We start from the raw sequence: 25,366 nt of genomic DNA, 5'->3' as shown, positions 1-25,366 counted from the left end.
AGACACCTCTTACCTGCCGTGTGTCCCTACGCGGCCAGCACGCGCGTGTGGAGCCTGGTGACTGCCCGGCGGGCTGAGGTGAACGCCCCGTGCTGCCATGCGTCGGTGTAGCTGAGCCAGTCCCCGGCGAAGTAGACGCGGCCTGTGGGTTCGTTGAGCGGCTTGTAGCGGGGGTCGTCGGGTCCGCCGGGGGTGTCGTGCCAGGCGGCTTCGAGGTGCGGGGTCTGGCGCCAGTGATGCGAGAAGGAGGAGGCGAGTTCGGTGCGGTACTTCTCGCCGTAGATCTTCACGCCGGCGGCCACGGCACGCTTCTCGCGCTCGCCCGGTGTGAGCTTCGCGTACGAGTCGGCGTCGCCGTCGTAGTTGTAGTAGCCGACGAGTACGCCGCGCTCGCCGTGGAAGCCGTAGGAGGGGTGCCAGATGTGGGTGACGTCGAGGTCGGTCTCGGTGATGCCGCCATAGATCTTGTGATCGAGCTCCCACCAGCGGGACCGGTACTCCAGGCCGATCTTGCCCGCGGACTGTGGGGTGATGGCCTCCAGTGCGGACTGCACGCCTGAGCCGAGGTTGTGCGGGATCTTCGCGAGGATGTTGGGCGGCAGCGCGCCGACGCAGTAGTCGGCCTCGACGGCCCTCGTCCTGCCACCCTGCGTGTAGGTGACGGTGACTCCGCCCGCCGTCTGAGTGATCCTGCTGACGACGGCTCCCGTACGCACCTTGTGCGCACCGATCGCGCGCGTCAGCGCCTTCGGTATCTGGTCCATGCCGCCCACGGGCTGGAACATCAGCATGGCCTGGTCGAAGCCGAACTCGAAGGAGAAGTACCGCCCGACGCCGCTGGCGAACACGTCCGACGCGGAGGGCACGTCGCCGAGCATCACTCCGGGTGTCCCGGTGGCGGCCGGGACGGTGCTGTAGCCGCGGCGCTCTCCGCCCTCGTAGGCGAGCTTGTCGCCGAGGTCCCCGAAATCCTTGAGGAACTCCATGAGGCGGTCCTGGTCCGAGGCGGTGAGTTCCTTGTCGAGGGCGCCCTTGTCGGTGGCCTTGGCGAGCAACTCCGATACGTAGCCGTACACATCGGCCTTGGCGGTGCGGTAGCGCACGGGCGCGGTCATGCCGGCGGACTCGTTGTAGAGATAGGCATCGGCGTTCGTGTTCGTGAACACCTCGACGGGGACACCGAGTTCGCGGCAGTAGTCGAGGGTGACCATCCACTGGGGCAGCCGCGCCGGCCCGGCGTTCAGGTACTGGCCCTGTGCGAAGCGCGCGGTCTGCCGGTTGCCGTACAGGTCGACGGTGCTGTCGCCGCCGCGCACCGTGAAGTTGCGGCCGCCGGTGCGCTCCCTTGCCTCCAGGACCGTACAGTCGTAGCCCGCCTTGCCGAGTTCGTACGCCGTCGCGAGTCCGGCGATGCCGCCGCCCACGACGACGACCTTGGCGGCGCCGCGGCCGGTGAGCGTGAAGTCGCCCGACTTCGGTGCGCTGTAGGCCTGTTCGCGGGAGGCGGCCTGCGCGGTGGGGGCGAGGCCGAGGGCTCCCATGGTGGCGAACATCGCGCCCGCACCACCGCTCACCCCGACGTTGCGCAGGAAGGCTCGGCGGCTCGAGCCCGCCTCCGGTCGCTGCTGTACTGCCATGCTGACGGCTCCCCTCACGATCTTGAGTGATCCGGGGATCCTTGCAACGGCCTGTTACGGCACAGGAGTTACTCGTGTATCTCCCACGTTTCCCTCCCCGCACACCCCCCTGGTCCAGACCTTGACGTAGCCACGTCAGACCCCTACGTTCATGTCTGCACCCAGAGTTCATGTACAAAAACATTCTTTGCACGAACCGACGGGAAGGCACCCCCCCATGGGCATCCGTTCCGCGCTCCTGCCCGCCCTCACCGCCTCCGCGGTCGTCGCCGGAGCCGCCACGGCCCTCGCGACGCCTGCCGCCGGAGCCGCTCAGGTCATCGAGGTCTCCACCACGGCCCAGCTCAAGTCGGCGCTCACGGCGGCCGCGCCCGGCGACACGATCCATCTCGCCGACGGCACGTACACGGGCAACTTCAAGACGTCGATCGCCGCGAGTTCCGGCTCGCGCATCACCCTGACCGGCTCCGCGAAGGCGGTCCTCAAGGCGGGCGGCGGTTACGGCCTGCATCTGAGCGGCGCCTCGTACTGGACGGTCCAGGGCATCACCGTCACCGGCGGCCAGAAGGGCATCATGATCGACTCGGCGAAGGGCGTCGTCGCCGACACGGTCACCGTCCACGGGCTGGACATGGAGGGTATCCACTTCCGCAACTCCAGCACGGACGGGACGATCAGGAACTCGCGGATCTACGACACCGGCAACGACGGCCGCGGCATGGGCGAGGGCGTCTACGTCGGCACGGCCGGCGGAACCTCCGACAAGAGCGACCGTATCCAGATCACCGGCAACACGATCGGCCCGGACGTCGGCGGCGAGAACGTCGACATCAAGGAGGGCACGACGGGCGCGCGGATCGTCGGCAACACGTTCGACGGCAGCGGCCTGACCGGGGCCAACTTCGACGACTCCTGGGTCGACGTGAAGGGCAATGACGTCCTGGTCGAGAACAACAAGGGCATCGCCACCACGAACAACGGCTACGAGACCCACACCCAGCAGTCCGGCTGGGGGTGCGGCACGGTCTTCCGCTCCAACACGTCGGATCTGCGCGGCGCGACCGGCGACAAGCAACTGGCGATCAACGTGACGAACGCCGGCGGAAGCTGCGGGACGACGGTGTACGCAAGCAACACGGTGACAGGCGGCAAGGGCCTGACGAACGTACCGGTCACCGAGTAGGAAACGTCGGCGGACGCGAACGTCGGCGGACACAGAGAAGCGGGCCCGCACCCAAAGGGTGCGAGCCCGCTCAACTACTTACCGAACCCCGGAGGGTTCAGATCAGCTCTGACCACCGGCCAGCTTCTCACGGAGCGCGGCGAGCGCCTCGTCCGAAGCAAGCGCGCCGGAGCTATCGTCCGACTCCGAGGAGTACGAACCGCCGCCGCCACCACCGGACGCAGCCGGGGCGCCGGCCGGAGCGGCAGCACCCTCGGCCTCGGCCTGGGCGTCGGCCTCGCGGGACTTGATGACCTGAGCCTGGTGCTGCTCGAAGCGCTGCTGCGCCTCGGCGTACTGGTTCTCCCACACCTCGCGCTGGCTCTCGAAGCCCTCGAGCCAGTCGTTGGTCTCGGGGTCGAAGCCCTCGGGGTAGATGTAGTTGCCCTGGTCGTCGTAAGACGCGGCCATGCCGTACAGGGTCGGGTCGAACTCGACCGTCGACGGGTCGGCACCGAAGGCCTCGTTGGCCTGCTTCAGCGAGAGGCTGATGCGGCGACGCTCGAGGTCGATGTCGATGACCTTGACGAAGATCTCGTCGTTGACCTGGACGACCTGCTCCGGGATCTCCACGTGGCGCTCGGCCAGCTCGGAGATGTGGACCAGACCCTCGATGCCCTCGTCCACGCGGACGAACGCACCGAACGGAACCAGCTTCGTGACCTTGCCGGGGACGACCTGGCCGATCTGGTGCGTACGGGCGAACTGCTGCCACGGGTCTTCCTGCGTCGCCTTCAGCGACAGGGAGACACGCTCGCGGTCCATGTCGACGTCGAGGACCTCGACGGTGACTTCCTGGCCGACCTCGACAACCTCGGACGGGTGGTCGATGTGCTTCCAGGACAGCTCGGAGACGTGCACGAGACCGTCGACGCCACCCAGGTCCACGAAGGCACCGAAGTTGACGATCGAGGAAACGACGCCGGAGCGGACCTGACCCTTCTGCAGGGTCGTGAGGAACGTCTGACGGACCTCGGACTGGGTCTGCTCGAGCCAGGCACGGCGGGACAGGACCACGTTGTTGCGGTTCTTGTCCAGCTCGATGATCTTGGCCTCGAGCTCCTTGCCCACGTAGGGCTGGAGGTCGCGGACGCGGCGCATCTCGACGAGGGAGGCCGGCAGGAAGCCACGGAGGCCGATGTCGAGGATGAGTCCACCCTTGACGACCTCGATGACGGTACCGGTGACGATGCCGTCTTCTTCCTTGATCTTCTCGATCGTGCCCCAGGCGCGCTCGTACTGCGCACGCTTCTTGGACAGGATGAGACGGCCTTCCTTGTCCTCCTTCTGGAGAACCAGGGCCTCGATCTCGTCGCCGACCTTGACGACCTCGTTCGGGTCGACATCGTGCTTGATCGAGAGCTCGCGGCTCGGGATCACGCCTTCGGTCTTGTAACCGATGTCGAGGAGAACCTCGTCCCGGTCTACCTTGACGATGACGCCATCGACGATGTCACCGTCGTTGAAGTACTTGATCGTCTCGTCGATCGCGGCGAGGAATGCGTCCTCGTCACCGATGTCGTTGACCGCAACCTGCGGAGTGGTGGCGGTGGTCTCGGTGCTGCTCGTCATGTGGGTAAGGGCTCCGGTACGGACATTGAAGTCGTAGGTACTGCTACGCCGGGAGCCCGTGATCGCACTGCAGAAGGCCGGACAGCTCAGGAAGCGCCACTCCCGAAGGGAGCGCCTCGATAACCGAGGGGACATACATACAGATGCGAGCGCAGCCTGCTATGTCTGAGGAGCGCAGGCTCGCAGCGCAACTTGTAGCATACGGGGGCAGCCGGACAGGGTCAATGCGCGAAGGCGCACACCCGGGGTGAAACGCCGCATACCCGGCACAAAACCTGTCGCACGAGGCCACATGGGCCGCTCGGCACTCCGCCGCGACGGGTTGAACGGAAGAGTACGACTAGGGAGCCCATCATCCAAGAGCCCGAACCGTCCGAGCCCGAAGCCACCCGGCGCGAAGCCGACGTCACGGAGAGTTCCCGTGCCAATCGTGGCTGGTGGGACCGGAACGCGGACGACTATCAGGTCGAGCACGGCACCTTCCTCGGGGACGACCGTTTCGTATGGGGGCCCGAGGGCCTCGACGAGGTGGAGGCCGAGTTGCTCGGCCCGCCGGAGGACCTGAAGGACAAGGTGATTCTGGAGATCGGCTCGGGCGCGGCGCAGTGCTCGCGCTGGCTCGCCGCGCAGGGCGCGCACCCCGTCGCCCTCGACCTCTCCCACCGGCAGCTCCAGCACGCCCTGCGTATCGACGGCGGCGCGGTGCCGCTCGTGGAGGCGGACGCGGGCGCGCTGCCGTTCGCGGACGGCTCGTTCGACCTGGCCTGCTCGGCGTACGGCGCGCTCCCCTTTGTCGCCGATCCCGTGCGGGTGCTCCGGGACGTGCACCGGGTGCTGCGGCCCGGCGGCCGGTTCGTGTTCTCGGTGACGCATCCGATCCGCTGGGCGTTCCCGGACGAGCCGGGTCCGGAGGGCCTGTCCGTAGCGGCCTCCTACTTCGACCGCACCCCTTACGTGGAGCAGGACGACGAGGGACGCGCCGTATACGTGGAGCACCACAGGACGGTGGGTGACCGGGTGCGTGACATCGTGGCCGGCGGTTTCCGCCTGGTGGATCTCGTCGAGCCGCAGTGGCCCGCGTGGAACACGCAGGAGTGGGGCGGCTGGTCCCCGCTGCGCGGAAACCTGATCCCCGGCACGGCGATCTTCGTCTGCGAGCGAAGCTAGAGGGGGACTCCCCCGGCCGAAGTCCCCCACCGTCCGGCCGGGGTGCACCCAGGGAGAGACTGAGCATGTGATCCGCAACGACGCTCTGGACCTGCCTGTACGCAGTGCGCTGCCCGGCCTGCGCGATGCCCTCGACGGGCCCGCGGCGCCGGGCAGCGCCGTTCTCGTGGCGCCACCGGGGACCGGCAAGACGACCTTGGTGCCGCTGGTGCTCGCCGGGCTCGTCGGTGACGGGCCCGCGCGGCGGGTCGTCGTCGCCGAGCCGCGGCGGATCGCGGCGCGGGCCGCGGCACGGCGGATGGCGTGGCTGCTGGGCGAGAAGGCCGGCGAGAGCGTCGGCTACACGGTGCGCGGGGAGCGGGTGATGGGGCGCCACGCGCGCGTGGAGGTCGTCACGACGGGTGTGCTCCTGCAACGGCTCCAGCGCGACCAGGAGCTGACCGGAGTGGATGTCGTGATGCTCGACGAGGTCCATGAGCGGCATCTGGACGCGGACACCGTAGCGGCGTTCCTGTGCGACGTGCGCGACGCGCTGCGGCCCGAGCTTCGGCTGGTGGCGGCGTCGGCGACGACGGACGCGCAGGGGTGGGCGCGGCTCCTCGGCGGGGCGCCCGTGGTCGAGGCCGAGGGAATCTCGTATCCCGTGGAGACGGCATGGGCGCCGCCCGCGCGTCCGGTGCGGCCGCCGCACGGGATGCGGGTGGACCCGGCGTTGCTCACGCACGTGGCGTCGGTGGTGCGGCGAGCGCTGCGCGAACACGGCGGGGATGTGCTGTGTTTCCTGCCGGGAGTCGGTGAGATCGCGCGCGTGGCCGGGCAGCTGGGCGGGCTGGGTGACGTGGACGTGCTTCAGGTCCACGGGCGGGCGCCCGCCGCGGTGCAGGACGCGGTGCTCTCGGCGGGCGCGCGGCGGAGGGTGGTGCTCGCCACGTCCGTCGCCGAGTCGTCGCTGACGGTGCCCGGTGTGCGGGTCGTCGTGGACTCGGGCCTTGCGCGGGAGCCCCGGGTGGACCACGCGCGCGGGCTGAGCGCCCTGACGACCGTACGGGCCTCGCAGGCGGCGGGGCGGCAGCGGGCGGGGCGTGCCGGTCGCGAGGCTCCCGGGGTGGTGTACCGGTGCTGGACGGAGGCGGAGGACGTGCGGCTGGCGCGGTTCCCGGCGCCGGAGATCAAGGTGGCGGATCTGACGGCGTTCGCGTTGCAGGCGGCGTGCTGGGGCGATCCGGACGCCTCGGGCCTCGCGCTCCTGGACGCGCCGCCGGCCGGGGCGATGGCGGCGGCCCGGTCCGTCCTGACGGCGATCGGGGCGGTCGAGGCGGACTCGGGCCGGGCCACGGAGCGCGGCGCCCGCCTCGCGGGCCTCGGCCTGCATCCGCGCCTGGCCCGCGCTCTCCTGGATGCGACCCCTGTGGTGGGTGCGCGCCGCGCGGCCGAGGTGGTCGCCCTCCTGAGCGAGGAGCCGCCCCGCGACTACGGCGACGACCTGGCCGCCGCGTGGCGCACCGCGCGCCGGGGCGCCGACGCGTACGCCGCGCGCTGGAAGACGGAGGTGCGGCGGCTCACGGGGGCGGCCGCCGGGCAGACCCCGGCGCGCGAGGACGCTCCCGGGGACCTGTCCGAGGACCGGGTCGCCGGAATCGTCGCCGCGCTCGCCTTTCCGGAGCGGGTGGGGCGTGGGAGCGACGGCGAGTATCTGATGGTGTCCGGGACGCGGGCCGCGCTCGCGGACGGGTCACGGCTGCGGGGCGCGCCGTGGATCGCCGTCGCGGTCGCCGACCGGCCCGTGGGCGCCGGGCACGCGCGCGTGCGGCTCGCCGCGGTCGTGGACGAGGAGGTCGCGCTGCGGGCCGCCGCTCCGCTGCGCACCGAGGGGGACGAAGTGGCGTGGGCCGACGGGGCGTTGGTGGCGCGGCACGTCGAGCGCCTCGGCGCGGTGGAACTCGCCGTGCGTCCCTTGAAGGAGGCCGCCCCCGCTCTCGTACGGGAGGCGCTGAAGGAGGGGCTGCGGCGGGAGGGGTTCGGGCTGCTGCGGTGGTCACGGGAGGCCGGGGAGCTGAGGGAGCGACTCGCGTTCCTGCACCGCACGCTGGGCGCGCCCTGGCCCGACGTGTCGGACGACGCGCTGCACGCGCGCGTGGACGAGTGGCTGGAGCCGGAGCTCGGCAAGGCGCGGCGCCGGTCCGATCTGGGCCGGATCGACGCGGGGCAGGCGCTGCGGCGGCTGCTTCCCTGGGCGAGCGGTGACGCGGCCCGCCTCGACGAGCTCGCCCCGGAGCGGCTGGAGGTGCCGAGCGGGTCCAGGATCCGGATCGACTACGCGAACCCCGAACAGCCCGTACTGGCCGTGAAGTTGCAGGAGATGTTCGGGCTGCACGAGTCGCCGCGTGTGGCCGGTGTGCCGGTCCTGGTGCATCTGCTGTCCCCCGCGGGGCGGCCCGCGGCCGTGACCGCGGATCTCGCCTCCTTCTGGCGCGAGGGGTACCGGGCGGTGCGCGCCGAGCTGCGCGGCCGGTACCCGAAGCATCCGTGGCCCGAGGATCCGGCGGGCGCGGTCCCGACGCGGCACACGAGCGCGCGGCTCAGGCGCTGACGGGTTGCGGCTCGTGCTCCGGGGCGGCCTCGGGCTCGCCCGGACGGCGGCTGCGGGCCTCCAGCCACAGGGAGAGCGCGAGCAGGAGCAGGCCGAGGATCAGGAAGCCCCACGGCAGGGTCGAGGTGAGCAGGACGACCAGGACGCGGTTGGACTTGACGAGGTCGACCGTCGACCTGATGTAGTCCTCGCGCATCTTCACGTGCCCGGCGAAGACCGTCACCTTGTCCCGGCCGCCCAGGAGCGTGCCGCCGCGGAGTTCGTTGTGCTGGATCTCCTCGCCGTAGACGGGAGCTCCGGTGACCGGCTCGACCCAGAACTTGCGGACCGTGGTGTACCAGCGGGTGGTGCCGGTCTTGGCGACGGACTCCGGTGTGATGCCCTTGACCGGCATCGTCTTGGGGAGGGGGACCTTCATCCACGGGATGGTCTGTTCGAAGTAGTAGACCTTCAGACCGCGGAACGTCCGGGTTCCCTTGTAGTGGATGGGCCGGGTGACTCGGGCCTGGGCGTCGTAGTACTCGTAGTCCCGCTTCTCGGTGAGGAAGGGCCACTTGAACTCGATGCCGTCGCGCCTGACCTTGTCGCCGTCGACGGTCTCGGCGTACTTGCCCGTGGGGTGGACGGGTGCCTGGCTGTGGGCGTCGAAGACGTAGCGCTCGGGGACCTGGGAGACCATCTTGCCGTCGGGTCCGACGATGTAGGAGAGGGAGTCCCAGACGACGACGTCGCGGCCCGCGCTCTTCTCGACCTGCTCGGAGGCCTCCACATTGCCCTTGAGCGTCTGGACGACGGTGACCTTGGGGACCTTCTTCGACTGCATCGAGCCGTAGTCGAGGAGGGTCGGGTTCTTGGCCTCCAGGACGGCGTTCTGGTACTGGCCGGCCGGGATCTTCGCGAGGCGCGGGAACGCGTACCAGCGCATCAGCGGGGACATCGCCGTGCAGAACACGGCGAGGGCGAGCAGGATCAGGCTGGCCTTGCGGCGCATCGCGGCGGCCTCCTCGGCGGGTCAGGGGTGCTTGGGGACGGTGGTCAGCAGCGGTTTGGGCGAGGTCTCGCCGGGCGGGGAGCCGATCGCCGAGATCGTGATGACGAGGGCGAGCGCCACGGCTAGACCGGTCGCGGCGGCGATCAGGGCACGCATGCAGCCTCCCGGCGGATCACCGGATCTGGAATCTGATAGGGCGTCAGGGCTGGGGCACCGTAGCAACGCGGGGCCGAGATGAGAACACGTTGCACAACAGCGCCGCCCCCTCGGCCGGTGAAGGCGAGGGGGCGGCGGGAGTGCTGCTGATACGGCTTGTGCCGTACGGGAGTTACGTCGCCGAGGGCGAGGCGGACGGGGTTGCCGTGGCGCCGGCCGCGGTGACCTTCAGCTCGATGGTGAGGGTCGCGCCGCCGGTGGTGTTGACGCGGAGCAGGAACGTGCCCGTGGCGTCGTCGGCGTAGATCCTCGGCAGCTGGAGGCGGCCGTCGCCGTCGGTCTTGAGTCCCTTGAGGGTGCGGATCGCCTTGCCGTCCGCGTCCTTGAAGTAGGGGCCCTTGTCGTTCTCGGTCGCGTCGTCCTTGGACTTGATCAGCGTGGCCGTGGTGGCGACCCCGTCGGCGGCGTCGCCCTTGTACGTGGCCCTGACCTGGACCGGGTCGGCGAACTGGCCGCCGGCCTCGCAGGTCAGTTCCGTGTCGCCGGTCCTGGTGAGGGCGTCGGCCTGGCGCGCGGAGACGGTCGCCGTGTAGTCGAGGCCGGGCAGCTTCCGGTCGACGACGGTGGCGCGGACGGTGAACTCGCCCGTGTCCTCGCCCGCACGCAGCGGCGGCGCGGTGGCCTTGCCGGTGCTGTCGGTGACGACGGTGACGCTCTTGAACCCGCCGCTGAAGGCCAGGTCCGTGTCGCCGACGACGGTGAGTTTCACCTTGACCGTACCGACGCCCTTGCCCGCGGCGTTCTCCGTGCGGACGGCGACCTGTTCGGCGAAGGCGTCACCGGCGGTCGCGTTGAGCGTGCCCGTACCGGCGTCCTCGATGTGCGCGACCGTCTCGGCGGGCGTGGGCGGTGTGGGGCTCGTGGAGCCACCGCCGCCCGGCTTCGACGGGTCGGTGCCCGGGGAGCCGCCGGGCTTGGTCGGCTTGGGCGGCTTGGAGGTGCTCGGGGACGGGCTGGTCGTGCCCGGGCTGCTCGGCGAGGGCGAGGGGCTGGGACTGGCGCCGCCGTCGCTGCGGTCGCCGGGCTGGACACCGGTGCCGTCCGGGACCTCGTGGGTGCCCTTGCGGTAGTACTCGAGCCACGTCAGGACCGTGTTGAGGTACTCCTGCGAGTGGTTGTAGCTCAGGATCGCCGCGTTCAGGCCGCCGCTCTGGGACAGGTCGCGGTCGCCGCGGCACAGGTAGTGGCCGGCGGCGAGGGCGGCGTCGTAGATGTTGTTGGGGTCCTTCTTGCCGTCGCCGTTACCGTCGCGGCCGGACCACTCCCAGGTCGACGGGATGAACTGCATGGGGCCGACGGCCCGGTCGTGCGTCGTGTCGCCGTCGTAGGCGCCGTTGTCCGTGTCGGTGATCCTCGCGAAGCCGTTGCCGTTGAGGACCGGGCCGAGGATCGGCTTGAGCGTGGTGCCGTTCGCGTCGACGTTGCCGCCGCGGGCCTGGCCCGACTCGACCTTGCCGATCGCGGCGAGGAGCTGCCAGGGGAGGTTGCAGCCCGGCTTGGTCGCGGCGAGCTCCGCCTCGGCCTTCTTGTACGCGTCGAGGACGGTGGCGGGGATACCTGCCTCGTGCGCGCCGGTACCCGTGCCGCCCGGGCTGCCGGGACCCGTACTGGGCGGCGCGGTGGGGCTGTTGAGGGGCGGCAGATCGGTGTAGTACGGGGAGTTGCCGGTCGCCGAGTCGCCGGGCGAGGGCGTCGCGTCGGCGGTGGACTGTCTGCCGTTCTGCGTGTCGGTGAGACCGGGCGCCTGCGACGCGGAGAGTGCCGCCACGGCGGCAGCCGCCACAGCGGTCGTCATCGCGGACCTGCGCAACCGCTTTCCGAATAGCGCCGCCATACCGTGAGCCCCTCCGATTGCCGACCGTTTCCGGGTCCGTCCACGCTCCCCGGCGTGGAGTGACCCAGGCGACACTACGACAACTTCCAGCACGCAGACACCCGTTCGTGCCCGATTTTTGCCGGTTGGCCATGTACGCGTTACCGCGGTGGCCACGGGCCATACTGAGCGACACCGCGTACGCACCGCATCAGGAACCCTCCGAGGGGGACCACTTGCCGTTCACGATCAGCCATGCCGCGGCCGTGCTGCCGGCCGTCCGCCGCGACGGCACCGGGCGCGGTGCGCTCGTGCCCTCGCTGCTGGTGGCTGGCTCGTTCTCGCCCGACGTGACGTACTTCGCGGCGAGTGCGGTGCCGGGGGCGATGGAGTTCGGGGACTTCACCCACTCCTTCCCGGGCGTCTTCACGATCGACGTGGCCGTCGCCGCGGTACTGGTCGGCCTGTGGCGCCTGCTGCGGGAACCGGTGATCGCGCTGCTGCCGGGGCGGGTGCGGGGGCGGGTCCTCGTGGTGGCGCGGGGTGCGGGCACCGGACGTCCCGCCGGCGCCTTCGCGTGGGAGCGGCGGCCGGTGGCCGCGGTGTGGTGGTGGTACGCGTCCGCCGTCCTGGGCGCGACGACGCACGTGGTGTGGGACGCGTTCACGCATCTCGACCGGTGGGGCATGCGCGTCTTCCCGGTCCTCGGCGAGAAGATCGCCGGCTCCCCGCTCTACTGGTACGCGCAGTACGGGGGTTCGGCGGTCGCGCTCGTCGTGATCGCGCTCTTCGTGGTATCGGCGGTGCGCCGTGTCCCCTCGGCGGCCGCCGCCGACGCCCGCGCCGCGCTGCCTCATCTCTCCGTGAGTGAGCGGTGGGTGGCGGTGCTCGTGATCGGCGGGTGCGTGGCGGTGGCCGCGGGGGTGCGGACGGTGCGCTGGTGGACGTACTGGGGCGCTGTCGCCAAGCCGTGGGAGATCATCCCGACCCTGTGCTTCGGCGGAGGTGCGGGCCTCGTACTCGGTCTGGTCGTGTACGCGCTTCTCGTGCGGGGGCGTCGAGGTCCGGCCAGTCGCGGGGTGGCGCCGACGCCGGTGAAACACCAACGGTGACACGACAACACTGAACGCGGTAAGGGGCGGAGCCCATTGGCTCCGCCCCTTACCTGAACTACGGCTTACCTGAACTACGGCCCGAACTGCGGCCTGAACTGCGGCCTGAACTGCGGCCCGAACTACGGCCCGAACTACGGCCCGTCGCAGGCTAGTGCGCCGCGGACTCCCAGTCCGGGCCCACGCCCACCGACACGTCCAGCGGCGCCCTCAGCTGCACGGCCCCTGCCATCTCGCGCCGGACCAGCTCCTCCGCCGCCGCGGCCTCGCCCGGGGCGATCTCCAGGACGATTTCGTCGTGGACCTGGAGCAGCAGCCGGGACTTGAGCTTCGCGTCCTTGAGCGCCTTGTCCACGTTCAGCATGGCGATCTTGACGATGTCGGCGGCCGTGCCCTGGATGGGCGCGTTGAGCGCCATACGCTCGGCCATCTCACGGCGCTGGCGGTTGTCGCTGTTGAGGTCCGGCAGATACCGGCGGCGGCCGAGCATCGTCTCGGTGTAGCCCGTGGCGCGCGCCTCGTCGACGACTCGGCGCAGATAGTCGCGCACGCCGCCGAACCGCTCGAAGTACGTGTCCATGAGGACCCGCGCCTCGCCGGGCTCGATGTTCAGCTGCCCGGACAGGCCGAACGCGGACAGGCCGTAGGCCAGCCCGTACGACATCGCCTTGATCTTGCGGCGCATCTCCGCGTCGACGGCGGACCGCTCGACGCCGAAGACCTGCGCGCCGACCGTGGTGTGCAGGTCCTCGCCGGAGGTGAACGCCTCGAGAAGGCCCTCGTCCTCGGAGAGGTGCGCCATGACGCGCAGCTCGATCTGGCTGTAGTCCGCGGTCATGAGCGACTCGAAGCCCTCACCGACGACGAAGCCGCGGCGGATGGCGCGGCCCTCGTCGGTGCGGACCGGGATGTTCTGCAGGTTCGGGTCGGTCGAGGAGAGCCGGCCCGTCGCGGCGACGGTCTGGTTGAACGTCGTGTGGATGCGGCCGTCCGCGGCGATCGTCTTGATGAGGCCCTCGACGGTGACGCGCAGCTTGGCCTGCTCGCGGTGGCGCAGCATGATCACGGGGAGTTCGTGGTCGGTCTGCGTGGCCAGCCAGGCGAGCGCGTCCGCGTCCGTCGTGTACCCGGTCTTCGTCTTCTTCGTCTTGGGGAGGTCGAGCTCGCCGAAGAAGACTTCCTGGAGCTGCTTGGGCGAGCCGAGGTTGAACTCGTGGCCCACGGAGGCGTGCGCCTCCTTCACGGCCTGCTGGACGGCGCCCGCGAACATCTGCTCCATGGCCTCCAGGTGGGCGCGGTCGGCGGCGATGCCGTGCCGCTCCATGCGCGCGAGGAGCGTGGACGTGGGCAGCTCGACGTCCTTGAGGAGATCGGCGGCGCCGACTTCCCGGAGCTTCCCGCCGAAGGCCTCGCCGAGGTCGAGGATCGCGCGGGCGTGCACCATGAGCGCGTCGGCCTCGGCCTGGTCGTCGTCCTCCGTACCGAAGGCGAGCTGTCCGTCGGCCGCCGCCGGGGCGAGCTCACGGCCCAGGTACTCCAGGGTCAGCGCGTCGAGCGCGAAGGAGCGGCGGCCGGGCTTGACCAGGTACGCGGCGAGCGCCGTGTCCATGGTGACGCCGTCCACGGTCCAGCCGTGCTCGGCGAAGACCCGCATGACGTTCTTCGCGTTGTGCAGGACCTTGGGCTTCGCGGGGTCGGCGAGCCATGTCGCGAACGCGTTCTCGTCGGCCTCGTCGAGCTGGGTGGGGTCGAACCAGGCGGCGGCTCCCCCGGCGCCGGCGAGCGCCACCTCGGTGACGGATCCCGCACCGAGCGCCCAGGTGTCGACCGTGGCGAGGCCCAGGGCGGCGTCGCCGTGCTCGGCGAGCCACGGGGCCACCTCGCCCGCGCCGAGCACCGAGCCGTCGACGTCGACGCCGGGCTCGGCGGGTGTCTGCTCGGCCTCCTCGGCGCCCGGGTCGACGGCGAGGAGCCGCTCGCGCAGCGACGGGTTACGGATCTCCAGGGTGTCCAGGACCATCGCGACGGCCGTGCGGTCGTACGCGGCGCGCTCCAGGTCTTCGACCGTCTTGGGGAGCTCGACGTCGCGCACCATCTCGGTGAGCCGGCGGTTCAGCTTGACGGCTTCGATGTGGTCGCGGAAATTCTGTCCGGCCTTGCCCTTGACCTCTTCGGCGCGCTCCACGAGCTCGGCGAACGAACCGAACTGGTTGATCCACTTCGCGGCGGTCTTCTCGCCGACGCCGGGGATGCCCGGCAGGTTGTCCGACGGGTCGCCGCGCAGGGCCGCGAAGTCGGGGTACTGGGCCGGCGTGAGCCCGTACTTCTCCTCGACCTTCTCCGGCGTGAACCGCGTCAGCTCGGAGACGCCCTTCGTCGGGTAGAGCACCGTGACGTGGTCGCTGACGAGCTGGAAGGAGTCCCGGTCTCCGGTGACGACCAGGACGTCGAACCCTGCGGCCTCGGCCTGGGTGGCGAGCGTGGCGATGATGTCGTCCGCCTCGAACCCGTCGACCGCGAAGCGCGGGGTGTGCATCGCGTCGAGGAGCTCGCCGATCAGCTCGACCTGCCCCTTGAACTCGTCCGGAGTCTTCGAACGATTCGCCTTGTACTCCGTGAACTCCTCGGAGCGCCACGTCTTGCGCGAGACGTCGAACGCCACCGCGAAGTGCGTGGGCGCCTCGTCGCGCAGCGTGTTCGCCAGCATCGAGGCGAAGCCGTAGATCGCGTTCGTCGGCTGTCCGGTCGCGGTCGTGAAGTTCTCCGCGGGCAGCGCGAAGAACGCGCGGTACGCCAGCGAATGCCCGTCCATGAGCATCAGCCGCGGCCGGCTGCCTGAGGTCTTCTTCTCGGTCTTCTTCGCTGCTGTCTCTGCCACGCCCCCGATCCTGCCACGCCCCACTGACAGTCCGGTCCGCCACGGGTCTCCGGCGAGGGCTGTCAGTCGTGCGTGCGAGGATCGGCGACGTACCTCACACGTGTCCTCGAAGGGGAACAGACGATGGCAACGAAGCCGCCCACGGGCGATCCGGTCCAGGACGCACCGCAGGTGGACGCGCCGCTGCGCGCCGCCGCCGGACTGCCCGCCGTCGCCCATTCCCTCAAGATCGCCCAGCAGCAGATGGGCGTGCGCCGCACCGCGCTCACCCTTCTCCGCGTCAATCAGAAAGACGGCTTCGACTGCCCGGGCTGCGCCTGGCCCGAGCCCGACCAGCGGCACAAGGCGGAGTTCTGCGAGAACGGCGCGAAGGCGGTCGCCGAGGAGGCCACCCTGCGCCGGGTCACGCCCGACTTCTTCGCCGCGCACCCGGTCGCCGACCTCGCGACCCGCTCCGGGTACTGGCTGGGCCAGCAGGGCCGCCTCACGCACCCCATGTATCTGGCGGACGGCGCCGAGCGCTACGAGCCGGTGTCCTGGGAGCGCGCCTTCGACATCATCGCCGAGGAGCTGACCGCCCTGGCCTCCCCCGACGAGGCCGTGTTCTACACCTCGGGCCGCACGAGCAACGAGGCGGCGTTCCTCTACCAGCTGTTCGCCCGCGAGTTCGGCACGAACAACCTGCCCGACTGCTCGAACATGTGCCATGAGTCGTCCGGTTCCGCGCTCACGGAGACCATCGGCATCGGCAAGGGCAGCGTCTCCCTGGAGGACCTCTACAAGTCCGACCTGATCATCGTGGCCGGGCAGAACCCGGGCACGAACCACCCGCGCATGCTCTCGGCCCTGGAGAAGGCGAAGGCGAACGGCGCGAGGATCATCACGATCAACCCGCTGCCCGAGGCCGGACTCGAACGCTTCAAGAATCCGCAGACCCCGCAGGGCATGTTCAAGGGCGCCACCCTGACCGACCTGTTCCTCCAGATCCGCCTCGGCGGGGACCAGGCCCTCTTCCGCCTCCTGAACAAGCTGATCCTGGAGACGGAAGGCGCCGTCGACGACGCCTTCATAGCGGAGCACACGCACGGCTACGAGGAGTTCACCGAGGCCGCCCGCGCCGCCGACTGGGACGCGACGCTGACGGCGACGGGCCTGCAGCGCGCCGAGATCGAGGAAGCCCTCGCCCTGGTGCTCGCCTCCGAGCGCACCGTCGTGTGCTGGGCGATGGGCCTCACCCAGCACAAGCATTCGGTGCCCACGATCCGCGAGGTCGTCAACTTCCTGCTCCTGCGCGGGAACATCGGCCGCCCCGGCGCGGGCGTGTGCCCGGTGCGCGGCCACTCCAACGTGCAGGGCGACCGCACCATGGGCGTCTTCGAACGCCCCGCGCCCGCCTTCCTGGACGCCCTGGAGAAGGAGTTCGGCTTCGCACCGCCCCGCGAGCACGGCTTCGACGTCGTACGGGCCATCGAGGCACTGCGCGACGGCGAGGCGAAGGTGTTCTTCGCGATGGGCGGCAACTTCGTGGCGGCCTCTCCCGACACTCACGTCACCGAGGCCGCGATGCGCCGCGCCGCCCTGACGGTGCACGTGTCGACGAAGCTCAACCGCTCCCACGCGGTCACCGGCGCGCGTGCCCTGATCCTGCCGACTCTCGGCCGCACCGAACGGGACCTCCAGGTCGGCCCCAACGGGAAAAGCACAGAGCAGTTCGTGACGGTCGAGGACTCCATGAGCATGGTCCACGCCTCCCGCGGCCGCCTCACGCCCGCGAGCAAGCACCTCCTGTCGGAGCCGGCCATCGTGGCCCGCCTCGCGCGCCGCGTCCTGGGCGAGGCGTCACGCACGCCCTGGGAGGAGTTCGAGCAGGACTACGCCACGGTCCGCGACCGCATCGCGAAAGTCATCCCGGGTTTCGAGGACTTCAACGCGCGCGTGACCGGTTCCGCCGGCCGCCCCGGCGGCTTCACGCTGCCGCACGGCCCACGCGACGAGCGGCGCTTCCCCACCACCACCGGCAAGGCGAACTTCACGGCGGCGCCCGTCGAGTACCCCAAGCTCCCCGAGGGCCGACTGCTGCTGCAGACCCTGCGCTCGCACGACCAGTACAACACCACGATCTACGGCCTCGACGACCGCTACCGCGGCATCAGGAACGGCCGCCGGGTCGTCCTCGTCAGCCCTCACGACGCTCAGGACCTGGGCCTCGCGGACGGCTCCTACGTCGACCTGGTCAGCGAGTGGACGGACGGTGTGGAGCGCCGCGCCCCCGGCTTCCGTGTCGTCCACTACCCGACGGCCCGGGGCTGCGCGGCCGCGTACTACCCGGAGACCAACGTCCTGATCCCGCTGGACGCCACCGCTGACACCAGCAACACCCCCACCAGCAAGTCCGTCGTCGTCCGCCTGGAACAATCGGCGACCGACTGAGCGTTCGCTCAGGCAGCCGACCAGGCAGAACAGCACCCCACAGCACGAACACCGACAGACGACGAACGGAGCCGGGCACCATGGGCGAGTACAGCAGCGTGAAGTTCCCGCAAGAGGTCATCGACGAGTACGCGGCGCTCGGCGTCGATCTGCCCGCCCTGTTCTCCGCAGGGGACCTCGGCACCCGCATGGGCGTCCAGATCAAGGAGGCGTCCCCCGAGCGCGTCGTCGGCACCATGCCCGTCGAGGGCAACACCCAGCCGTACGGCCTCCTGCACGGCGGCGCCTCCGCGGTCCTCGCCGAGACCCTCGGCTCCGTCGGCTCGATGCTCCACGGCGGCAGCTCCAAGATCGCCGTCGGCGTCGACCTGAACTGCACGCACCACCGCGGGGCCCGCTCCGGCCTCGTCACCGGCGTCGCCACCCCCGTACACCGCGGCCGCTCCACGGCCACGTACGAGATCGTGATCACCGACGAGCAGGACCGGCGGGTCTGCTCGGCCCGCCTGACCTGCCTCCTCAAGGACATGCCCAAGAGCTGAGGCCCCTCTCGTCCGCCGCAGGGCTCGTCCGTGACAGGGCTGGTCCGGTCCTGACCGGGGCTGGTCCGTCACAGGGCGCCACAACGATCACGACGCTTCACACCGCTGTTCCCGGCGCCGACGGCCACTGCCGCCCGCGCCGGGCAGCGCAGGCGTCACCCACGCGACGGAAGCGGAGCAGCTCGGCACACGGCCGCCGCCGACGCGAGTTCGGCCCACGCACCGACAGGCCTCACAATCCCACCGGACGCCACAGCGCGGACGTTCACCAAGGCACGGTCACCACTCAACTGCGCGATGACGAACGACAGTTGAGCCCGTCGCCCACATTGGCGGACCCTCCCCCTCCGCACTGGCGTGGAGCATGGCCGGTATCGGACCCGTCGAGCCGGAACCCCCTCCGGCGACGGCGCCCCGCACACCCACGCCCACACCCCCACCCACGCCGACATCCGGTGGGGCGGCTCCCCCAACTCCCTCCACCCTTACGAGCGTTGGGCGGCGCCTCCGTCACGCCTGCGCCGCACCCTGCAAGCCCTACTTGTCGCCGCGGCCATCGCGGGCGCCTAGGCGTACACCGCCCTCACCACGACCCCGGCGACGCCCGCCCCCACCCCCTGACCCTCAGGTCACCGTCCCGCTCTACGAGGGAAGCGGCCCGCCGGCCTCGCAGCACCCGCACACCGCCACCTTCCGCTTCACCATCTCCGTACGCGACCTCCACCCTGTGACCATCCGTCAAGTTCGGGCCGAACTACCGGGATTGTGTGCGCGCTTCATCCCCGCGCTGCCACTGACAGTGAAGGGCGGTGCCCCGAGACCCCTCACACTGTGCGCATCTCCGTATACAAGTGCGCCGCCCTGCCGCCCTGCTTCGCCCTGCCGCCGCTCGACCTCGACCTACCGAACCGTCAGGCACAGCAGCAGCACAGCTACCTCTTCGGCGGCGCCTATCCCCCGCGACCTCGCCGCCTCCCCGCACGACACCTGCGGACCGCGCAAAGGGCACTCCGGGCCGACCCCGGACCTCGAACCGATCTCACGCGGAAGTAACACTCGGTTACCTCTGTCGCAACAGAGCAATGCGGAGCGCGAGCCACCGCCCCCGAAGCGCCCGGCATCCGCCACCCCGGCGGCACACTCCCGCCCGTAAGGACCAAGATCACCCCAAGTTCCTTAGCGGAACAGCATGTTCTTCACATGTGAACATCTGCAGCCCACACCCAAAAGTCCCAATCGCCCCCACTGCACCCACCGACGAGCACCGCGTCATAACAAGAGCGTCACATCCTTCCCTCCTCAGCTCCCCACCCCACCCACCTGCGCTTATAGTCACGGCCAGTCACCGCGCCGCCGGGCGCGTCTGCTGCACGGCCCTGTACCACCCCAGTACGGCCCGGCGAGACACACGGCCCCCAACCACGGGAGCCGCGCCAGGGAGAGGATTGATCGTGCGACACCGTTCCTTGCTCATCATGACCAGCGTGCTCACCACCGGAGCACTCACGCTCACCGCCTGCGGATCGCGCGACGACAACAAGGGCAGCGACAGCAGCAAGAAGACCACCGTCATCATCGGCGTCGACGCCCCGCTCACCGGCCAGAACTCGGCCACCGGCCTCGGCATCCAGGGCGGCGTGCAGATCGCCGTGAACGACGCCAACAAGAACAACACCGTTCCCGGCGTGACCTTCAAGGTCCAGGCGCTCGACGACAAGGCGATCCCGGCCCAGGGCCAGTCCAACGCCACCCAGCTCGTCCAGAACGAGAAGGTCCTCGGCATCGTCGGCCCGCTGAACTCCGGTGTCGCCACCCAGATGCAGCAGGTCTTCGCCACCGCCAACCTGGTCGAGATCTCTCCGTCCAACACGGCCCCCGAGCTCACCCAGGGCAAGAACTGGCAGACCTCCAAGTCCCGCCCGTTCAAGACCTACTTCCGCACCGCCACCACCGACGCCCTGCAGGGCGGCTTCGCGGCCGACTACGCCTACAACACGCTGAAGAAGCGCAAGGTGTTCGTGGTCGACGACAAGCAGACCTACGGTGCCGGCCTCGCCAAGCTCTTCAAGGCCGGCTTCACCAAGGCCGGCGGCAAGGTCACGGGCCAGGACCACGTCAACACCGGCGACACGGACTTCTCCGCCCTCGTCACCAAGATCAAGAACTCCAAGGCCGACCTCGTCTACTACGGCGGCCAGTACGACGAGTCCGAGAAGCTCACCAAGCAGCTCAAGGACGGCGGAGCCAAGGTCCCGCTGTTCGGCGGTGACGGCATGTTCAGCGACACCTACATCCAGACCGCCGGCAAGACCTCCGAAGGCGACCTCGCCACCTCGGTCGGCCAGCCCGTCGACTCCCTGCCCTCCGCCGCCGACTTCATCAAGAAGTACAAGGCCTCCGGCCTCAAGGGCGACTACGGCACGTACGGCGGCTACTCCTACGACGCCGCCACCGCCATCATCAAGGCGATCGGCAACGTCGTGAAGGACGGCAAGGTCCCCTCCGACGCCCGCTCCAAGATCGTCGGCGAGGTCCAGAAGACCAAGTTCGACGGCATCGCGGGACCCGTCTCCTTCGACGAGTACGGCGACACCACCAACAAGCAGCTCACCGTGTACCAGGTCGTCGACGGCAAGTGGAAGGCCGTGAAGAGCGGCACGTTCAGCGGCTGATCAGCACCACCCCGGGCCACCAGGCGGTTCAGTCACCGAGGGTCACGGCCCGACCGAACCGCCGACCCGGTCGAAACCACCGGGACAGGCCCTCAGCACCACCTCTGGGCCGCGCGGCCATGACCACCCGTCACCGCGCGGCCCGCTTCATACGCCCTGCTCAACCTCTCCCCACCACATGGAGGCCATGCGGTGAACACCCTGCCGCAGCAGCTGGCCAACGGGCTGTTCCTCGGCTCGATGTACGGCCTGATCGCCATCGGCTACACGATGGTGTACGGCATCGTCCAGCTCATCAACTTCGCCCATGGCGAGATCTTCATGACCGGCGGCTTCGGCGCACTCACGGTCTACCTCTACGTTCTGCCCAACGGCACATCCATGTGGATAGCCCTCCCCGCGATGCTGATAGGCGGCGGAATCGTCTCCGTCCTCATCGCCGTCGGGGCCGAACGCTTCGCCTACCGACCACTGCGCGGAGCACCACGCCTCGCCCCGCTCATCACCGCCATCGGTCTGTCGCTCGCCCTCCAGCAGGTCGTCTTCAACTGGTACCCGGACGCCAAGAACGACCTCAAGTTCCCCCAGCTGCCCTTCGGACCCGTCCACATCGGCTCCGTCAGCATCCAGAGCGGCAGCGTCTTCGTCATCATCGCCGCCCCCCTCTGCATGGCGGCCCTCGCCCTGTTCGTCAGCCTCTCCCGCACCGGCCGCGCCATGCAGGCCACCGCGCAGGACCCTGACACCGCGCAGCTCATGGGCATCGACACCAACCGCATCATCGTCATCGCCTTCGCCATCGGCGGCTTCTTCGCCGCCGTCGCAGCCGTCTCCTACGGACTGCGCTACGGCACCGTCAAGTACGACATGGGCTTCCAGATGGGCCTCAAGGCCTTCACCGCGGCCGTCCTCGGCGGCATCGGCAACATCTACGGCGCCATGATCGGCGGCCTCGTCCTCGGCCTCGCCGAGACCATGGCCACCAGCTACATCGACGGCATCCCCGGCATGCAGCAGCTCGGTGGCGGCGGCTGGTCCGCAGTCTGGGCCTTCGTACTCCTCATCCTCGTACTGCTGTTCAGGCCACAAGGCCTCATCGGCGAACGCGTCGCGGACAGGGCGTGAGCACCATGGCAACCACCGACACCACCACCCCCCCGCGCGGCCTCGTCGCGCTCCCCGCGACCGCCGCACGCGCCCTCGTCGCCATCGGCGCCGTCGCCACCATCGCCAGCACCTTCATGTCCTGGACCTACACGTCCGACTTCCCCGGGGACCTCACCTACTACGGCTCCCCGGCCGGACTCCAGATCCTCGACCTCGTCGCCGGCGTCCTGACGCTGCTGTTCGCGCTCACCCTCTTCGGTGTCCGCGGCCTCGGCTGGCTCAACCCGGCGACGGCCATCCAGCCCGTCCTCCTCGCCGCCACGTCCGCGTTCGCCGTCAGCTGGTTCAGCGCCATCGCCATCGCCGTCGACCTCAAGGGCCTCGTCGCCCTCGACCCCGGCGCCTACATCGCCGCCGTCGGCTCCGCCATCGCCCTGGTCGGCGCCCTCGCGCTCCCCAAGCCCGGTGACACCTTCAAGGACTACGTCACCAAGCCCGACAACATCCCCCCGGCCGCGAAACTCCCCGCCTGGGGCCAACGCCTCGTCATCACCGCCGCCACCGCCCTCGCACTGATCGTCTTCGCCTACGGCGTCGGCGTCGACCCCGACGCGAGCGAAACGTTCCTGGGCTACATCCTCCTGGTCGTCTTCGGCACCTGGTCCCTGTTCACCGCAGGACTCTTCGACCGCTTCGCCCAGCTCAACGCCGGCCACAAGGGATTCGCCACCTCCATGGCCTTCCTCGCGGCAGCGCTCTTCCCCTTCGTCGAGAACAACGAGCACAACTCCAACCTCGGCGTGAACATCCTCGTCGTCGCCACCGTCGCCCTCGGCCTCAACATCGTCGTCGGCCTGACCGGACTCCTCGACCTCGGATACGTCGCCTTCCTCGGCGTCGGCGCCTACGCGGCCGCCCTCGTCTCCGGCTCCGAGTTCTCCCGCTTCTCCGGCGTCCAGTTCCCCTTCTGGGCCGCCATGCTCACCGGCATGCTCGCATCGCTGGTCTTCGGTGTCCTCATCGGCGCCCCCACCCTGCGCCTGCGCGGCGACTACCTCGCCATCGTGACCCTGGGCTTCGGAGAGATCTTCCGCATCACCGTCAACAACCTCGACGGCACCTCCGGCCCCAACCTCACCAACGGCCCCAACGGCATCTCCATGATCCCGGACCTCAACATCTTCGGGTTCAACTTCGGAAGCAACCACGACATCGGCGGATTCTCCCTCGGCCGCTTCGCGAACTACTTCCTGCTGATGCTGCTCATCACCGCGATCGTCGTCCTCGTCTTCACCCGCGCCGCGGACTCCCGCATCGGCCGCTCCTGGATCGCCATCCGCGAGGACGAGACCGCCGCCACCGCCATGGGCATCAACGGCTTCCGCGTCAAACTCATCGCCTTCGCACTCGGCGCCTCCCTCGCCGGCCTCGCCGGCACCGTCAGCGCCCACGTCGGCTACAGCGTCAACCCGGCCCCGTACCAGTTCGCCGGCTCCGTGCCCCCGAACTCCGCGTTCCTCCTCGCCGCCGTCGTCCTCGGCGGCATGGGCACCGTCAACGGACCCATCCTCGGCGCCACCCTGCTCTACATGCTCCCCGAGAAGCTCAGCTTCCTGAAGGAGTACCAGCTCCTCGCCTTCGGCGTCGCACTCGTCCTCCTCATGCGGTTCCGCCCCGAAGGCATCATCGCCAACCGCCGCCGCCAACTCGAGTTCCACGAGAGCGACGACACCGTCCACATCCCCGAACAAGGCCTACCCGACTCCACCGTCGGCGTCACCAAGGCAGGGGCGTAACCACCATGACCACCACCACAGCCCCCAGCCCCGTCCTCGAAGCCACCGGCGTCACCATGCGCTTCGGCGGCCTCACCGCCGTACGCAACGTCGACCTCACCGTCAACGCCGGAGAGATCGTCGGCCTCATCGGCCCCAACGGCGCGGGCAAGACCACCTTCTTCAACTGCCTCACCGGCCTCTACGTCCCCACCGAGGGCAAAGTCGCCTACAAAGGCACCGTGCTGCCCCCCAAGCCACACCTGGTCACCGACGCCGGCATCGCCCGCACCTTCCAGAACATCCGGCTCTTCGCCAACATGACCGTCCTGGAAAACGTCCTCGTCGGCCGCCACACCCGCACCAAGGAAGGCCTCTGGTCCGCCATCCTCCGCGGCCCCGGCTTCCGCAAGGCAGAAGCAGCTTCCCGCGAACGCGCCATGGAACTGCTGGAGTTCATCGGCCTCGCCCACAAGGCCGACCACCTCTCCCGCAACCTCCCCTACGGCGAACAGCGCAAGCTCGAAATCGCCCGCGCCATGGCCAGCGAACCCGGCCTGCTCCTCCTCGACGAACCCACCGCCGGCATGAACCCGCAGGAGACCCGCGCCACCGAAGACCTCGTCTTCGCCATCCGCGACCGCGGCATCGCCGTCCTCGTCATCGAGCACGACATGCGCTTCATCTTCAACCTCAGCGACCGCGTCGCCTGCCTCGTCCAGGGCGAAAAGCTCGTCGAAGGCACCTCCGAAGTCGTCCAGGGCGACGAACGCGTCATCGCCGCCTACCTCGGCGAACCCTTCGAAGGCGCCCCCGAAGACACCGCCGCAGCCGCAGTCGAAGCCGCGGAAGCACACGCCACGGAAGGAGACGACCAGTGAGCGCACTCCTCGAAGTAGAAGACCTCAGGGTCGCCTACGGCAAGATCGAAGCCGTCAAGGGAATCTCCTTCAGCGTCCAACAAGGCGAAGTCGTCACCCTCATCGGCACCAACGGCGCCGGCAAAACCACCACCCTGCGCACCCTGTCCGGGCTCCTCAAGCCCCTCAGCGGCAAAATCACCTTCGACGGGAAACCCCTCACCGGCGTCCCCGCACACAAGATCGTCGCGATGGGCCTCGCCCACTCCCCCGAAGGCCGACGCATCTTCCCCCGGCTCTCCATCGCCGAGAACCTCCAGCTCGGAGCGTTCCTCCGCAAGGACACCGCCGGCATCGAAAAAGACATCCAGCGTGCCTACGACCTCTTCCCCATCCTCGGGGAACGCCGCAAGCAAGCCGCGGGAACCCTCTCGGGCGGCGAGCAGCAAATGCTCGCCATGGGACGCGCCCTCATGTCCCAGCCCAAACTGCTCATGCTCGACGAACCCTCCATGGGCCTCTCCCCGATCATGATGCAGAAGATCATGGCCACGATCGTGGAACTCAAGTCCCAGGGCACGACCATCCTCCTGGTCGAGCAGAACGCCCAGGCCGCACTCTCCCTCGCGGACCACGGCCACGTCATGGAAGTCGGCACCGTCGTCCTCTCCGGAACCGGACAAGACCTCCTCCACGACGAATCCGTCCGCAAGGCCTACCTCGGCGAGGACTGAGCCCGCACGCAGTGATGGCTGAGGCCCGTACCCCTCCGGGGGCACGGG

Annotated in this window: 17 protein-coding genes; 11 read left to right on the top strand and 6 right to left on the bottom strand. The window is 69.7% G+C overall.

The genetic code is table 11. The features are described 5' to 3' along the window. Nucleotides 1–26: 26 nt before the first annotated feature. Nucleotides 27–1,637, bottom strand: a complete 1,611-nt coding sequence (locus tag OG456_RS27395; protein ID WP_266565474.1) for an FAD-dependent oxidoreductase — start codon at nucleotides 1,635–1,637, stop codon at nucleotides 27–29. 217 nt (nucleotides 1,638–1,854) lie between these two features. Here OG456_RS27395 and OG456_RS27390 point away from each other — a divergent pair, with 217 nt between their 5' ends. After that, entirely contained in the window at nucleotides 1,855–2,820 is a 966-nt protein-coding gene (locus OG456_RS27390; RefSeq protein ID WP_266565472.1) for a right-handed parallel beta-helix repeat-containing protein, read from the top strand. 102 nt (nucleotides 2,821–2,922) lie between these two features. Here the strand turns inward: OG456_RS27390 and rpsA are convergent, their stop codons facing one another. Further along, a complete protein-coding gene (gene rpsA, locus OG456_RS27385) occupies nucleotides 2,923–4,431 on the bottom strand; it encodes a 30S ribosomal protein S1 (RefSeq protein WP_266565470.1) in 1,509 nt (502 codons plus the stop codon). 354 nt (nucleotides 4,432–4,785) lie between these two features. Between rpsA and OG456_RS27380 the strand changes: the two genes are divergently transcribed. Together OG456_RS27380 and hrpB are read left to right on the top strand one after the other, a co-directional pair. After that, nucleotides 4,786–5,598 (top strand): class I SAM-dependent methyltransferase, encoded by an 813-nt coding sequence (locus OG456_RS27380; RefSeq protein WP_266569450.1) that lies wholly within the window; start codon nucleotides 4,786–4,788, stop codon nucleotides 5,596–5,598. A gap of 67 nt (nucleotides 5,599–5,665) precedes the next feature. Continuing rightward, nucleotides 5,666–8,188 carry an ATP-dependent helicase HrpB gene (gene hrpB / locus OG456_RS27375; RefSeq protein ID WP_266565468.1) on the top strand — a complete coding sequence of 841 codons (2,523 nt, stop codon included), beginning with the start codon at nucleotides 5,666–5,668 and terminating at the stop codon, nucleotides 8,186–8,188. Here the strand turns inward: hrpB and OG456_RS27370 are convergent. From OG456_RS27370 to OG456_RS27360, 3 genes are all read right to left on the bottom strand, one after another. Continuing rightward, the gene (locus OG456_RS27370; protein WP_266565466.1) at nucleotides 8,178–9,179 is read right to left on the bottom strand and encodes a DUF3068 domain-containing protein; all 1,002 of its coding nucleotides are present in this window, start codon (nucleotides 9,177–9,179) and stop codon (nucleotides 8,178–8,180) included. The genes hrpB and OG456_RS27370 overlap by 11 nt on opposite strands. A gap of 21 nt (nucleotides 9,180–9,200) precedes the next feature. After that, entirely contained in the window at nucleotides 9,201–9,335 is a 135-nt protein-coding gene (locus OG456_RS27365) for an SPW_0924 family protein (RefSeq protein WP_107489191.1), read from the bottom strand. A gap of 172 nt (nucleotides 9,336–9,507) precedes the next feature. After that, entirely contained in the window at nucleotides 9,508–11,229 is a 1,722-nt protein-coding gene (locus OG456_RS27360) for a lytic transglycosylase domain-containing protein (protein WP_266565463.1), read from the bottom strand. Between the two features lie 215 nt (nucleotides 11,230–11,444). On the opposite strand from OG456_RS27360, the gene OG456_RS27355 reads away from it, so the two are divergent. Continuing rightward, complete coding sequence (locus OG456_RS27355) at nucleotides 11,445–12,320, top strand: DUF4184 family protein (RefSeq protein ID WP_266565461.1); 876 nt, start codon at nucleotides 11,445–11,447, stop codon at nucleotides 12,318–12,320. A 151-nt stretch (nucleotides 12,321–12,471) separates the two neighbouring features. On the opposite strand, the gene polA is transcribed toward OG456_RS27355, so the two are convergent. Then, nucleotides 12,472–15,198 carry a DNA polymerase I gene (gene polA, locus OG456_RS27350; RefSeq protein ID WP_266565459.1) on the bottom strand — a complete coding sequence of 909 codons (2,727 nt, stop codon included), beginning with the start codon at nucleotides 15,196–15,198 and terminating at the stop codon, nucleotides 12,472–12,474. Nucleotides 15,199–15,321: 123 nt separating this feature from the next. Here polA and OG456_RS27345 point away from each other — a divergent pair, with 123 nt between their 5' ends. From OG456_RS27345 to OG456_RS27315, 7 genes are all read left to right on the top strand, one after another. Then, entirely contained in the window at nucleotides 15,322–17,628 is a 2,307-nt protein-coding gene (locus OG456_RS27345) for an FdhF/YdeP family oxidoreductase (protein ID WP_266565457.1), read from the top strand. Between the two features lie 80 nt (nucleotides 17,629–17,708). Beyond that, nucleotides 17,709–18,170, top strand: a complete 462-nt coding sequence (locus OG456_RS27340; protein ID WP_266565455.1) for a PaaI family thioesterase — start codon at nucleotides 17,709–17,711, stop codon at nucleotides 18,168–18,170. A gap of 1,475 nt (nucleotides 18,171–19,645) precedes the next feature. Continuing rightward, entirely contained in the window at nucleotides 19,646–20,842 is a 1,197-nt protein-coding gene (locus OG456_RS27335; RefSeq protein ID WP_266565453.1) for a branched-chain amino acid ABC transporter substrate-binding protein, read from the top strand. Between the two features lie 192 nt (nucleotides 20,843–21,034). Further along, nucleotides 21,035–21,967 (top strand): branched-chain amino acid ABC transporter permease, encoded by a 933-nt coding sequence (locus OG456_RS27330; RefSeq protein WP_266565451.1) that lies wholly within the window; start codon nucleotides 21,035–21,037, stop codon nucleotides 21,965–21,967. 5 nt (nucleotides 21,968–21,972) lie between these two features. Beyond that, the gene (locus OG456_RS27325; RefSeq protein ID WP_266569449.1) at nucleotides 21,973–23,745 is read left to right on the top strand and encodes a branched-chain amino acid ABC transporter permease; all 1,773 of its coding nucleotides are present in this window, start codon (nucleotides 21,973–21,975) and stop codon (nucleotides 23,743–23,745) included. Nucleotides 23,746–23,750: 5 nt separating this feature from the next. Continuing rightward, nucleotides 23,751–24,605, top strand: coding sequence for an ABC transporter ATP-binding protein (locus OG456_RS27320; RefSeq protein ID WP_266565449.1), 855 nt, complete (start codon nucleotides 23,751–23,753; stop codon nucleotides 24,603–24,605). Continuing rightward, complete coding sequence (locus tag OG456_RS27315; protein WP_266565447.1) at nucleotides 24,602–25,318, top strand: ABC transporter ATP-binding protein; 717 nt, start codon at nucleotides 24,602–24,604, stop codon at nucleotides 25,316–25,318. The genes OG456_RS27320 and OG456_RS27315 overlap by 4 nt, the downstream gene beginning before the upstream one ends. Nucleotides 25,319–25,366: the final 48 nt, after the last annotated feature.

It is taken from the genome of Streptomyces sp. NBC_01446, assembly GCF_026340095.1.
GTDB classification, from domain to species: Bacteria; Actinomycetota; Actinomycetes; order Streptomycetales; family Streptomycetaceae; genus Streptomyces; species Streptomyces aureus.
This window is presented reverse-complemented; position numbering and strand designations above follow the sequence as displayed.